Origin of the sequence: Novosphingobium album (ex Hu et al. 2023) (genome assembly GCF_022832385.1) — a bacterium.
Classification (GTDB): Bacteria; Pseudomonadota; Alphaproteobacteria; order Sphingomonadales; family Sphingomonadaceae; genus Novosphingobium; species Novosphingobium album.
In genome coordinates, this window is record NZ_JALHLE010000035.1 from 25,809 (window position 1) to 38,428 (window position 12,620).

10 protein-coding genes and 1 tRNA gene are annotated in these 12,620 nt (G+C 65.9%); 6 read left to right on the plus strand and 5 right to left on the minus strand.

Going from position 1 to position 12,620, the window contains the following annotated elements:
* Positions 1-111: 111 nt before the first annotated feature.
* Positions 112-1,224: a tRNA epoxyqueuosine(34) reductase QueG gene (gene queG / locus MTR64_RS18035; RefSeq protein WP_243995897.1), complete on the minus strand. Its 1,113-nt coding sequence runs from the start codon at positions 1,222-1,224 to the stop codon at positions 112-114.
* On the opposite strand from queG, the gene MTR64_RS18040 reads away from it, so the two are divergent.
* The 3 genes from MTR64_RS18040 (at position 1,223) to msrB (ending at position 4,125) form a co-directional block, all read left to right on the plus strand.
* Positions 1,223-2,245, plus strand: a complete 1,023-nt coding sequence (locus MTR64_RS18040) for an ABC transporter ATP-binding protein (protein ID WP_419144963.1) — start codon at positions 1,223-1,225, stop codon at positions 2,243-2,245. The two genes, queG and MTR64_RS18040, sit on opposite strands and share 2 nt — an antisense overlap.
* On the plus strand, positions 2,242-3,525 hold the full coding sequence (locus MTR64_RS18045; RefSeq protein WP_243995898.1) for an ABC transporter permease: 1,284 nt from the start codon (positions 2,242-2,244) through the stop codon (positions 3,523-3,525). Before MTR64_RS18040 ends, MTR64_RS18045 begins: the two co-directional genes overlap by 4 nt.
* A 93-nt stretch (positions 3,526-3,618) precedes the next feature.
* Complete coding sequence (gene msrB / locus MTR64_RS18050; RefSeq protein WP_243995899.1) at positions 3,619-4,125, plus strand: peptide-methionine (R)-S-oxide reductase MsrB; 507 nt, start codon at positions 3,619-3,621, stop codon at positions 4,123-4,125.
* 81 nt (positions 4,126-4,206) lie between these two features.
* Here msrB and MTR64_RS18055 read toward each other — a convergent pair.
* A tRNA-Leu gene (locus MTR64_RS18055) sits at positions 4,207-4,291 on the minus strand.
* A gap of 94 nt (positions 4,292-4,385) precedes the next feature.
* Positions 4,386-4,667, minus strand: a complete 282-nt coding sequence (locus MTR64_RS18060) for an integration host factor subunit beta (protein WP_243995900.1) — start codon at positions 4,665-4,667, stop codon at positions 4,386-4,388.
* 261 nt (positions 4,668-4,928) lie between these two features.
* On the opposite strand from MTR64_RS18060, the gene MTR64_RS18065 reads away from it, so the two are divergent.
* From MTR64_RS18065 to MTR64_RS18075, 3 genes are all read left to right on the plus strand, one after another.
* The gene (locus MTR64_RS18065) at positions 4,929-6,581 is read left to right on the plus strand and encodes a peptide MFS transporter (protein WP_243995901.1); all 1,653 of its coding nucleotides are present in this window, start codon (positions 4,929-4,931) and stop codon (positions 6,579-6,581) included.
* 80 nt (positions 6,582-6,661) lie between these two features.
* Complete coding sequence (locus tag MTR64_RS18070) at positions 6,662-7,996, plus strand: amidohydrolase (RefSeq protein ID WP_243995944.1); 1,335 nt, start codon at positions 6,662-6,664, stop codon at positions 7,994-7,996.
* Positions 7,993-9,294 (plus strand): amidohydrolase family protein, encoded by a 1,302-nt coding sequence (locus MTR64_RS18075; RefSeq protein WP_243995902.1) that lies wholly within the window; start codon positions 7,993-7,995, stop codon positions 9,292-9,294. The genes MTR64_RS18070 and MTR64_RS18075 overlap by 4 nt, the downstream gene beginning before the upstream one ends.
* A gap of 82 nt (positions 9,295-9,376) precedes the next feature.
* On the opposite strand, the gene MTR64_RS18080 is transcribed toward MTR64_RS18075, so the two are convergent.
* Complete coding sequence (locus MTR64_RS18080; RefSeq protein ID WP_327194292.1) at positions 9,377-10,699, minus strand: MFS transporter; 1,323 nt, start codon at positions 10,697-10,699, stop codon at positions 9,377-9,379.
* Entirely contained in the window at positions 10,696-12,618 is a 1,923-nt protein-coding gene (dxs, locus tag MTR64_RS18085) for a 1-deoxy-D-xylulose-5-phosphate synthase (protein ID WP_243995904.1), read from the minus strand. Before dxs ends, MTR64_RS18080 begins: the two co-directional genes overlap by 4 nt.
* Positions 12,619-12,620 lie beyond the last annotated feature (2 nt).

Genomic DNA, 12,620 nt, shown 5'->3' on the forward strand with positions numbered 1-12,620 from the left:
CTCGGGGAGGGGGACCGCCCGCGCAGCGGGTGGTGGAGGGGGAGCAGCCCCCTCCGTCAGCCGCCTTCGGCGTCTGCCACCTCCTCTTCGCTCGACACGAACGGCGGGTGGTTACGCTGTGAGCTTTCTCTTCGCCCATTGCGCCGCGTCCGCCACCACCGGGTCGGGATCGTCGAGCAGCGCCTCCACTTGCACTAACAGAGCCCGCAGGCCGCTGTTTCCTGCAGCATAGAGGCAATTGCGCACGAAGCGGTTCCGCCCGATGCGCTTGACCGGGCTGCCCGAGAACAGCTTGCGAAAGCCCGTATCGTCGAGCGTCAGCAGGTCGGCAAGGTGCGGCGCTGTCAGTTCGGCGCGCGGCAGGAAGGCCTTCATCGTGTGCGCCGTCTGCGCGAACTTGTTCCAGGGGCACACGGAAAGGCAATCGTCGCAGCCATAGATGCGGTTGCCCAGCCCCGCGCGCAGGTCCTCGGGCACCGGTTCCTTGTGCTCGATGGTGAGGTAGCTCACGCAGCGCCGGGCATCGAGGCGGTAGGGCGCGGGGAAGGCCGCGGTCGGGCAGGCGTCCTGACAGGCATGGCACGATCCGCAGCGGTCGCGTGCAGGCGCTGAGAACGGCAAGTCCAGCGTCGTGTAGATCTCGCCGAGGAACAGCCAGGAACCATGCTCGCGGCTGACCATGTTGGTGTGCTTGCCCTGCCAGCCGAGCCCGGCCTGCGCGGCGAGCGGCTTTTCCATGACCGGGGCGGTGTCCGTGAAGACTTTCACGTCCGCCGGGCCAAGGCCGCGCTTGTCCGCTTCCGCCACGATCCAGCGCGCGAGGTGCTTGAGCGCCTTCTTTACCGTGTCGTGATAGTCCGCGCCTTGCGCATAGACCGAGATCCGTGCCGTTTCCGGCATTTCTGCAAGGTGCAGCGGATCGGTGGCGGGGGCATAGCTCATGCCCAGCGCGATCACGCTTTGCGCTTCCGGCCACAGCCCCTGCGGCGAGCGGCGGTGGTGGGCGCGCTCTTCCATCCAGCCCATCGTGCCGTGCATCCCGCCGGCGAGCCACGATTCCAGCCTTTCGGCTCGCGCGCTGTCCTCGCGGGCACCGACCACGCCGAATGCGCAGAACCCCAGCGCCCGCGCCTCGGCTTCGAGATCGCAGGCAAAGGCGCTTAGCGTGGTCTTAACCGGACCTGCGCCAGTACTGCCGGACGTGGTAGAAGCAGGGGACTGCATGAGGGCAGCACTAGGAGATTGGCCCGTGACCGGCAATGCGGCGATGCCTGAAGGGCCTGTCCCCGCCCGTCCATTCGCAATCGAGGCCCGCGGGCTGGTAAAGCGTTTCGACGGCTTCACTGCCGTAGACGGGGTGGACCTGTCGGTTCCCGAAGGTGCGGTCTACGGCATTCTCGGGCCAAATGGCGCGGGCAAGACCACGACCTTGCGCATGTTGCTCGGCATCATCGACCCCGATGAGGGTTACCGCCGGATTCTCGGTGCCGAGCGGCCCCACGATGTGGCGCACGCCATCGGCTACCTGCCCGAGGAGCGCGGCCTGTACCCGGCCATGAAGGCGACCGAGGCGATCGCTTTCGTCGGCGCCTTGCGCGGGCTGCCGCTGAAGGAAGGCCGCCGCCGGGCGCATGAACTGCTCGAACAGCATGGTCTTGGCTATGCCGCCAACCGCCAGATCCGGCAGCTTTCCAAGGGCATGGCGCAGCAGGTGCAGATTCTTGGCACGCTGGTGCACAAGCCACGGCTGGTGGTGTTCGACGAACCTTTCTCCGGCCTCGATGCGCTCAATCAGGGCAAGCTCGAGCGGATGATGCGCGGCCTTGCCGAACAGGGCACCACGGTCATTTTTTCCACCCACGTCATTTCCCACGCCGAGCGGTTGTGCGACGACGTGGCGATTATCGCGGGTGGCAAGGTGCCCTTTGCCGGTCCCGTCGATGTTGCGCGCGACCGCATTCCCGCGCAGGTCCGCCTGGAAACGCACAGCGGCGACGGGCCGTGGCGTGCGGCGCTGCCCGCAGATGCCCGCCGCGATGGGAAGACCGACGGCGGCGCCTTCTGGTATTTCCCGTTGCCCGAAACCGGGATCGAGCCGCTGCTGCGCGCCCTGATCGAGGGTGAGGCGGGCATCCTCTCGCTCTCGATCGAGCGGGCCGGGCTGCACGATGCCTTCGTTGCCATCGCGGGCGAGGCGGCCGCACGCGCGCTCGAAGAGGAAAATCCCGAGGAGATGGGCCGATGAACACGGCTGGACAGACAGGCGCACAGACAGGCCGCCTCTCCGTACTCGCGGCTGCCTGGGTCGTGGCCCGGCGCGATTTCGTGGCAATCCTGTTCTCGCGCTCATTCTTTTTCTTCCTGCTCGGGCCGCTGTTTCCGGTGATCGTGGCCGTGCTTGCAGGGAGCGTCGGCAGCCATGTGGACCAGATGGCGGCTCAACCTGCGGTCGGGATCGTCATGACCAGCGCCGATGCCGACGCAGTGGTGCAGGCGCGCGATTCGCTTTCGGAGCGGCTGGGCACGGGCCTGCCCGGTGTCGTCGTGCTCAAGCGGCTTGAGCCGGGCGAGGTTTATGATCCCGCTCAGGCCTTTGCCGGCCGGCAGGCCAATATCGCGGCGATTCTTTCCGGCACTCCACAGGCCCCGGTGCTGACGGGGCCGAAGGGCCAGATCGAGGGCTGGAGCGGCGGGATCGCGATGATTGCCGCGCAGGCGGTGGCAGGGCCGCTCGCTCCCTGGCCCGACGTAGCGCTCAGGACCACCGCGACGAGCAATGCAAACGATCGCGCCGGCCGGCTCCGGACGGCACAAACAGCGCAGATGCTGCTGTTCCTGCTGACGATGATGCTGGCAGGTATGGTCCTGTCCAACCTCGTCGAGGAAAAGGGCAACAAGATCATCGAGGTGCTGGCCGCCGCGATCCCGATGGAAGCGGTCTTCCTCGGCAAGCTGTTCGCGATGCTTGCGGTCTCGCTGGTCGGCATTGCCGTATGGGGCGGGATCGGCATCACGCTCTACCTTGCCGCCGGTTCCGCCGTGCCGCATCTGCCGGTTCCTGCAGTCGGCTGGCCGCTGCTGATTGCGCTGGGGGTGATCTATTTTGCGATGGCCTACCTGCTGCTCGGCTCGGTGTTCCTCTCGATCGGTTCGATGGCGACGACCGTGCGCGAAGTGCAGACGCTGTCGATGCCGGTCACGATGCTGCAGCTCATGATCTTCTTCCTTGCCAGCTATGCAATGACGCAGCCGGGCACCGGGATCGAGCTGTTCTCGGTATTCTTTCCGTTCAGCTCGCCTTTTGCGATGCTGGCGCGCGCGGCGCAGGATCCGGCGCTCTGGCCGCATGCCGCGGCCGTGCTCGGGCAAGGTGTTTGCGTGTTGCTGCTGGTGCGGGTCGGGGCGGGGATCTTCCGCAAGCGGGTGATGAAGTCCGGGCAGGCAGGGGCGAAGCGCAAGAGCCACCGGGCCCGGGTGCAACGCCATGCACCCGATGTATCCGGGGTGGCGGCGCAGAACGTGTAACCAGGCGCGTGGCGCGGCCGAATTGACTCGATGGCGATGCGCACCACATTGTGGAGCACGCGCCGTTTGATGTCGGAAATCAGGAGAGCTGCCATGCCCCCCACGGCCATCCCCCCCATGGCGACCCGCCGCCGCGTGCTCGGCTGGCTAGGTGCCGGTGTTGCCCTGCCGGTGCTGTCCGCCTGTGGCAGCGGTGATGCCGAAGCGAAGACCTACCCGGTCCACTACAGCGAGGCCGAATGGCGCAAGCGGCTGACGCCGGCTCAGTTCTACATCCTGCGCGAGGAAGGCACCGAGCGCCCCTATTCCTCGCCGCTCAACAAGGAACACCGCGAAGGCACGTTCCTGTGCGCGGCGGACGGCCATCCGCTCTATTCCTCGAAGACCAAGTTCGACAGTCACACCGGCTGGCCCAGCTTCTGGAAACCGCTGCCCGGCGCGGTGGGCACCTCCACCGACTTCAAGCTGGGCTATCCCCGCACCGAAGTGCACTGCGCGCGCTGCGGCGGGCATCTCGGGCACGTCTTCAACGATGGCCCGCCGCCCACCGGCAAGCGCTATTGCATGAATGGCGCGGCGATGACGTTCCGGCCGGCCTGAGCATATGGGCAAGTTGAACAGCGCGTTTCCGAATTCGGCAGAGTTCGCAAGGCCGCCCGGCGCCTGAGGGCCAACAAACAATGGTGCGGGCGGCGGGACTCGAACCCGCACGAGCAAAGCTCAGGGGATTTTAAGTCCCCGGCGTCTACCATTCCGCCACGCCCGCACGGAAAGACCGCCGCGCTCTGGCAGATCGCGGGGAGCACGGCAACTCTCTGGATAAGGGAATTTCCCGGCTGCTATCCCGAGCGGTCAGCCGGCTACGAAACGTTGAGCTTGGCCCGCATTTCCTTGCCTGGCTTGAAGTAGGGCACCCGCTTCTCGGGGACTTCGACGGATTCGCCGGTGCGCGGGTTTCGCCCCTTGCGGCCTTCGCGGTGGCGCGTGGAGAAGGCACCGAAGCCGCGAAGCTCGACACGGCCGCCATCCGAGAGCCGCTGGGCGATCTCGTCGAAGAACGTATCGACCGCGCGCTCCACGTCTTCCGCGCGCAATTCCGGATTGTCCCTGGCCAGTATCTGAAGAAGCTCGGATCTGATCATTGCCCCGTCTCCCGCAAAAAAATCGTCAAAACCCCTGCGAATCATAAAATTACACGAGTTTGCCCGATTAGCAGCCATGAAAATGCCATCGTGGCCGCCTTCGCGCAATGCCCTAGCCTTTTGCGCCCGGATCGGGCCTCGTCACACGGCCCGGCACACCTGCACCAAGGCGCTGTCCCCATTTACAGGTCCTATTTGCTTGGTAACGTGCAGGCCCTTCAGGCCGTCCCCCCGGACGTTATAAGGACAACAAGACGTCGCATGAAGGATATCGCAAGCTGGACAGAGGGTGACTGGATCGCGGCGATTGCCGCCATAGCCCTGTTTGCCGTCCTCGCCATCGGCGGCGTGATCGCCACCCGCAAGAGCGAGGAATTCGCAGGCCACCCGCGCGGCCTTTTCGTGTTGTTCTATGCCGAGATGTGGGAGCGCTTCTCCTACTACGGCATGCGCGCGCTGCTGATCCTCTATCTGGTGAAGTTCTGGCTGTTCAGCGACAGCCAGTCCACGCTGGTCTACGGCGCCTATACCAGCCTGGTCTACATCACCCCGGTGCTCGGCGGTTATCTGGCCGACCGCTGGCTCGGCCAGCGCAAGGCGGTGGTGTTCGGGGGCGTCGTGCTCGCGCTCGGCCACCTGCTGATGGCCTACGAAGGCATGCAGGGCGTGACTGATCCGGCCATCAAGCAGGCGGACCCGGCAATCAACGTGTTCTGGATGGCGCTGGCGCTGATCATCGTCGGCTCGGGCTTCCTAAAGGCCAATATCTCGGTGATCGTCGGCCAGCTCTACGGGCTGCGCGACGGGCGCCGTGATGCGGCCTATACGATCTTCTACATGGGCGTGAACACGGGCGCCGCGCTTGGCTCGATCCTCGTCGGCTATCTGGGCGAGACGATCGGCTGGTCCTGGGGCTTCGGCCTCGCCGGGATCGGCATGGTGCTGGGCCTGATCATCTTCATGCTGGGCAAGCCCGCGCTCAAGGGCAAGGGCGAACCGCCCGCGCCGCTGGCGAAGAACGGCGAATTCATGCTCTATGGCGTGGGCGCGGCTTCGGTCGCGGTGATCTGGCTGCTGATCCAGTATGTCAGCGTGATCCAGACGCTGCTGATCGTGTCGGGCGTCGCGATGCTGCTCTACACGCTCTACGAGGCGTTCAAGCTGCCCAAGGAACCGCGCGAGCGCATTTTCGCGATCCTGTTCCTGATCGCGCTCAATCCCATCTTCTGGGGCCTGTTTGAGCAGGCGGGCGGTTCGCTCAGCCTCTATACGGACAAGTTCGTCGACCGCGGCGGCGTGCCCACCAGCCTGTTCCAGTCGATCAACCCGATCTACATCGTCCTCTTCGGGCCGGTCTTCGCGGGGCTCTGGCAGTGGCTGGGCAAGCGCGGGTGGGAGCCTTCGGCGCCTGCCAAGTTCGGATATGCGCTGATCCAGGTGGGCCTCGGCTTCCTCGTCTTCGTGTGGGGTGCGGGAACGCATGATCCGGCGGTGATGACTTCGGTCGTCTTCGTTTTCCTGATCTACCTGCTGCACACCACCGGCGAGCTGTGCCTTTCGCCCGTCGGCCTGTCCGCCATGACGCGTCTGGCGCCGGCGCACCTCGCCAGCTTCATCATGGGCGCATGGTTCTACATGACCGCAGTCGGCAATTTCGTCGCGGGCAAGATCGGCGAGGCGACCGGCGGCGAAGGCGGCGAAATGAGCAAGGAAGTGACGCTGGCGATCTATACCAAGATCGGCTGGATCACGATCGGCATTGCCGTGGTGGTGCTTGCGGTTTCGCCGATCGTGAAGCGCTGGATGCACCTCGATACGCTCGACGATGGCATGGACGGCCTTGCCGGACGTGACGAACTCGGACTGGAAGCACAGGAAGCCGGGATGCACCCGGAACGTAAACCCAACGCCTGAGGGGCAGGAAACAGGGGCACGACATGAAGGGCATAGCGGTAACCGGCAAGTGGGGCGCGGCGGCCCTCGCCGTGCTGGCGATGACGCTCGTCACCACGAACGGCGCGGCGAAGAGCAGCAAGAAGGGCAAGGACGATGCGGCCGCCACCGAGGCGCCGTATCCGTCCACCTACAAGCCCTATCCGGGCCGCCCCACGGCGCTCACCGGCGCTATCGTCTTTGACGGGCGCGGCGGCCGGATCGACAATGGCACGGTGCTGTTCGCGCAGGGCAAGCTGGTGGCGATTGGCGGGGCCGATCTGGCGATTCCGGATGGCTATGACCGGATCGATGCGCGCGGCAAGTTCGTCACCCCCGGCGTGATCGATGCGCACTCGCATCTCGGCGTCTATCCCAGCCCGGGCGTCGATGCCCTGTCGGACGGCAACGAGATGACCAGCCCGACCACGCCGGACGTCTGGGCCGAGCACTCGGTCTGGCCGCAGGACCCGGGATTCACCCGTGCGCTTGCGAATGGCGGTATCACGTCGCTGCTGATACTGCCGGGATCGGGCAACCTCATTGGTGGCCGCGCAGTGGCGCTCAAGAACGTGCCGAGTGTCACGGTGCAGGGGATGAAGTTCCCCGGCGCGCCCTATTCGCTCAAGATGGCCTGCGGCGAAAACCCCAAGCGCGTCTATGGCAGCAAGGGCCAGAAGCCTTCGACCCGCATGGGCAATTTCTCGGTCGACCGGCAGGCATGGATCGATGCCAGGAAATACATGAACGATCCCGACGTCGATCGTGACCTCGGCAAGGACACGCTCGCGGGCGTGCTCAAGGGGGAGATTCTCGTCCAGAACCACTGCTACCGCGCCGATGAAATGGCGCAGGTGATCGATATGGCCAAGGAGATGGGCTACAAGGTCACGGCCTTCCACCACGCGGTGGAAAGCTACAAGATCGCGGACCTGCTCAAGGCCAACGACATCTGCTCGGCGGTCTGGGCCGACTGGTACGGCTTCAAGATGGAAGCCTATGACGGCATACCCGAAAACGCCGCGCTGATAGCCAGGGCCGGTGCCTGCGTGATCATCCACTCGGACGACGCGAACGGCATCCAGCGCCTCAATCAGGAAGCCGCCAAGGCGCAGGCGGCTGGACGCCGCATCGGCATCGACGTTCCCGATGCGCAGGTCGTCGGCTGGTTCACCTACAATGCCGCCAAGGCCATGGGCATCGCCGGCCAGACCGGCAGCCTCGAGCAGGGCAAGATGGCCGACGTGGTGCTGTGGAACGGCAATCCGCTCTCGGTCTATTCCCGCCCGGAAAAGGTCTGGATCGACGGAGCCATGCTTTTTGATGCCGACAATCCCAAGCTGCGCCCGGTGAGCGACTTCGAGCTTGGCCAGCCCGGCGAAGGAGACGTGAAATGAGCCGCCGCGCCATTCTCACCGCCGCGCTGGCGGCTGTCGCACTGCCTTGTGCCGCGCAGGCACAGGATCTCGTCATCACCAACGCTACGCTCGCCATCGGCGACGGCGGGTCGCCCATAGAGCAGGGCACGGTCGTCGTGCGCGGTGGCAAGGTGGTTGCGGCCGGGGCGGGCGTTGCCGTGCCCGCAGGCATGCAGACGATTGACGGAACCGGCAAATGGGTCACGCCCGGCCTGTTCACGCCGATGACCGACCTGGGCCTGTGGGATGTCGAGGCGGTCGATACCAGCAACGACACCGAGGCCGACGATTCACCGTTCAACGCCGCGCTCGACGTGTCGCCCGCGCTCAATCCCTCCAGCCAGCATGTCGCGATCAGCCGCGCGGGCGGGGTGACGCGCGCGACCGTCGCCGCGTTCAACGGCAAGTCGATCTTTGCCGGGCAGGGCGCGGCGATCGATCTGGCTGCGGATGCCACGATGTTGATGAAGCCGCGCGCCTTCCAGTTCGTCGAACTGGGCGAGGCGGGCGCCAAGCTCGCGGGCGGGAGCCGCGTCGCCGCGCACGTGGCGCTGCGCAATGCCTTGCGCGAGGCGAAGGAACTGGCCGCGCTCCCCGCCGGATCGCAGCGGCAGAGCGACGCCATGCTCACCCGTCCCGATGCATTGGCGCTGGCCAAAGTGCTGGACGGCAGCGAACCGCTCTACGTCGGCGTCGAGCGTGCGGCGGACATCCGCAGCGTCCTTGCCCTAAAGGGTGAATTCCCGAAGATGAACCTCGTGCTCGTCGGCGCCAGCGAGGGCTGGCTCGTGGCCTCCGAAATCGCTGCCGCGCATGTGCCGGTGATCACGATGCCGCTGCACGATCTGCCCGACACCTTCGAGACGCTTGCCGCAACCCAGTCCAACGTGGGCCGAATGACCAAAGCGGGCGTGAAAGTCGCCATCGGCATGTTCACCGGCGGCAATCAGCCACGCTATGCCAAGCAGCAGGCGGGCAACCTTGTTGCTCTGACCAAACTGCCGGGTGCGGCGGGCCTGACCTGGGGGCAGGCCTTCGCCGCGATCAGTTCGATCCCGGCCGAGATCAGCGGCTACGGTGGGAAGGCTGGTGTGCTGGCACCCGGCGCAGTCGGCGATGTGGTGCTGTGGGACGGTGATCCGCTGGAATTGTCCTCCGCGCCAGAAGAGGTGTGGATCGACGGCGTGAAACAGCCGCTCGAAAATCACCAGACCCGGCTGCGGGAGCGGTACAAGGATCTGGATAGGACCTATCTGCCCAAGGCTTACGACTGGTGATCATCAGGGGTGTCTGAGCGCGAATGAGAGCCCGCGCGCCGGGTTTGTCAGTCAGGAGGACAGCGTTGACCGGGCCCCCCGGCTAAACGCCGTTCCGGTCGAGCAGGTTATTGCGGCGGCTGTCCTTCAGGAAGCAGGCGGCGATGAAAGAGACGGCGCAGATGGCGGAGACATACCAGTAGAAACCGCTTTCGTGGCCCGCCTGCTTGAAGGCGAAAGCGACATTTTCGGCCGTGCCGCCAAACAGCGCGTTGCCCACGCCATAAGCGAGGCCGACACCCAGCGCGCGGACATGGCCGGGGAACAGCTCGGCTTTGAACAGGCCGCTGACCGATGTGTAGAGGCTGTTGATCACCAGCCCTGCCAGCACCAGCATGAAGGCTGGTGCGATGGCCTTGGCCCCGGCCAGCGCGGTGAAGACAGGCACGGTGCACAGCGTCGCCAGCACGGCGAAGGCCATGATGTTCGCGCGGCGGCCGATGCGGTCCGACAGCAGGCCCATGGCCGGCTGCAGCAGCATGAACAGCACCAATTCACCGAGCATCATGGTGGTTGCCGTTTCCTTGGACAGGCCGACGGTCAGCACCAGGAATTTCTGCATGTAGGTTGTGAAGGCGTAGAACGACAGGCTGCCGCCCGCCGTCAGTGCGACGACCACCGCGAAGGGGCGCCAGGCGACGCGGAACAGTTCGCCAAGGCTGCCCGCGCCGTCGCCCGCACGGTCTTCCTCATTGGCGGTCTCATGCATGTGGTGGCGGAACAGGACGATGGCGAAAGCCCCGGCGGCGCCGATCAGGAAGCCCACGCGCCAGCCCCAGGCCGCCATCTGGGCATCGTCCAGAACGAGCTGCAGAATTACGATCACCAGCGTCGCGCAAAGCTGGCCGCCCACGAGCGTGACGTACTGGAAGGAAGACCAGAACCCGCGCCGCCGCCGTCCGGCGATCTCGCTGAGATACGTGGCGGCGGTTCCGTACTGGCCTCCCGTGGAGAAGCCCTGCACCATGCGGCCGATCAGCAGCAGCAGGGGCGCGGCGATCCCGGCCTGTGCGAATGTCGGCAGCAGCGCGATCAGCAGCGCGCCGCCGCCCATCATCACGACGGACAGGACCATCGCCTGCTGCCGCCCGTGGCGGTCGGCATAGCGCCCGAAGTACCAGCCGCCGATCGGACGGAGCAGGAAGCCCACCGCGAAGATTGCACTGGTCGCCATGAGCTGCACCAGAGGCTCGCTCTTCGGGAAGAAGGCGGGCGAAAAGTAGAGCGCGGTGAAGGCGTAGATGTAGAAGTCGTACCACTCGATCAGGTTGCCTGCCGAGCCTGCAAGGATCGCGCGCAGCCGCGCGGCGTCGCTGATGCCTGCGGGCCCGGACTGGACTGCGGTCGCGGTGGCCTCCACCGTCAGGCCCGTGCTTCTTCGACTCCGGCGCTGTTGTGGCGCAGCGCCTTCAACACCGTATCGACGATCTGCGGCGCATTGAGGCCGGCCTCGTCGTATTGCGCTTCGGGCTTGTCCTGGTCCTGGAAAATGTCGGGCAGGCGCATGGTGCGGATCTTGAGGCCCGCGTCGGTCAGACCCTCGTCGCTGGCCATGGTGAGCACGTGGGCACCGAGGCCGCCGATCGAGCCTTCCTCCACAGTCACCACCACTTCGTGGCTCAGCATAAGCTTGCGGATCAGCTCGCTGTCGAGCGGCTTGGCGAAGCGCAGGTCGGCCACGGTGGTGGACAGACCCTTGGCTTCCAGCGTGTCGGCAGCCTTGAGCGCTTCGGCCAGCCGGGTGCCGAGCGACAGGATCGCGACCTTGGTGCCTTCGCGCACGATCCGGCCCTTGCCGATCTCCAGCAGTTCGGGCGTCTCGGGCAGTGGCACGCCCACGCCGTTGCCGCGCGGATAGCGGAAAGCGATGGGGCCTGCGTCGTACTGCGCGGCGGTGTGGGTCATGTGGACCAGTTCCGCCTCGTCGGCGGCAGCCATCACCACCATGTTGGGCAGCGTTGCCAGATAGGTCACGTCGAACGAGCCTGCGTGGGTGGCGCCGTCGGCACCCACCAGACCAGCGCGGTCGATGGCGAAGCGGACGGGCAGATTCTGGATCGCCACGTCATGCACCACCTGGTCGAAGGCGCGCTGCAGGAAGGTGGAATAGATCGCGCAGAACGGGCGCATCCCCTGCGCGGCAAGGCCCGCCGCGAACGTCACCGCGTGCTGTTCGGCAATGCCGACGTCAAAGCTGCGCTCGGGGAAGCGGTCCGCGAACTTGTCGAGCCCGGTGCCGCTCGGCATGGCGGCGGTGATGGCGCAGATGCGGGTGTCGGTTTCGGCTTCGGCGATCAGCGCCTTGGCGAAGACGCCGGTATAGCTCGGCGGACCGGCAGGCGCCTTGACCTGCTCGCCGGTGACGACGTTGAATTTCTGCACGCCGTGATACTTGTCGGCCGCTTCCTCGGCGGGGGCATAGCCCTTGCCCTTCTGCGTGACCACGTGGATCAGGCAAGGGCCTTCCGCCGCATCGCGCACGTTCTCGAGCACCGGGATCAGTTGGTCGAGGTTATGCCCGTCCACCGGTCCTACGTAGTAAAAGCCCAGCTCCTCGAACAGAGTGCCGCCCATCGCCATGCCACGCGCGAACTCATCGGTCTTCTTGGCGGCCTTGTGCAGCGGTTCGGGAAGGCGGCGCGAAATGCGCTTGGCGATATCGCGCAGCGACAGGAACGGGCGCGAGGACACCAGTTTCGCCAGATAGGCCGACAACCCGCCCACCGGGGGCGCGATCGACATGTCGTTGTCGTTGAGGATCACGATCAGCCGGTTGCCCGCATCGCGCGCGTTATTCATCGCCTCGTAGGCCATGCCCGCACTCATCGCGCCGTCGCCAATCACCGCGATCCCGCGCCCCGGTTCGCCCTTCAGCTTGTTGGCAACGGCAAAGCCCAGTGCCGCCGAGATCGAGGTGGAACTGTGTGCGGTGCCGAAGGGATCGTATTCGCTCTCGCTGCGCTTGGTGAAGCCGGACAGGCCACCGCCCTGGCGCAGGGTGCGGATACGGTCACGCCGGCCAGTCAGGATCTTGTGCGGGTAGGCCTGATGGCCCACGTCCCAGATCAGCCGGTCGTCGGGCGTGTTGAAGACATAGTGGAGTGCCACGGTCAGTTCGACCACGCCAAGGCCCGAACCCAGATGCCCGCCGGTCTGGCCGACGGCCGAAATCATCTCGGCGCGCAGCTCATCGGCGAGCTGGCGCATCTGCGCGGGCTTGAGCTTTCGGAGGTCGTCGGGAGTCGAAACCGTATCGAGCAGAGGTGTGGCCGGGTTGGCATTCATTT

Coding starts and splice junctions, on each gene's coding strand:
- queG (WP_243995897.1), bottom strand. CDS start 1,224: ATGCAGTCCCCTGCTTCTACCACGTCCGGCAGTACTGGCGCAGGTCCG.
- MTR64_RS18070 (WP_243995944.1), top strand. CDS start 6,662: ATGACGCTCGTCACCACGAACGGCGCGGCGAAGAGCAGCAAGAAGGGC.
- dxs (WP_243995904.1), bottom strand. CDS start 12,618: ATGAATGCCAACCCGGCCACACCTCTGCTCGATACGGTTTCGACTCCC.
- MTR64_RS18040 (WP_419144963.1), top strand. CDS start 1,223: ATGAGGGCAGCACTAGGAGATTGGCCCGTGACCGGCAATGCGGCGATG.
- MTR64_RS18065 (WP_243995901.1), top strand. CDS start 4,929: ATGAAGGATATCGCAAGCTGGACAGAGGGTGACTGGATCGCGGCGATT.
- MTR64_RS18045 (WP_243995898.1), top strand. CDS start 2,242: ATGAACACGGCTGGACAGACAGGCGCACAGACAGGCCGCCTCTCCGTA.
- MTR64_RS18060 (WP_243995900.1), bottom strand. CDS start 4,667: ATGATCAGATCCGAGCTTCTTCAGATACTGGCCAGGGACAATCCGGAA.
- MTR64_RS18075 (WP_243995902.1), top strand. CDS start 7,993: ATGAGCCGCCGCGCCATTCTCACCGCCGCGCTGGCGGCTGTCGCACTG.
- msrB (WP_243995899.1), top strand. CDS start 3,619: ATGCCCCCCACGGCCATCCCCCCCATGGCGACCCGCCGCCGCGTGCTC.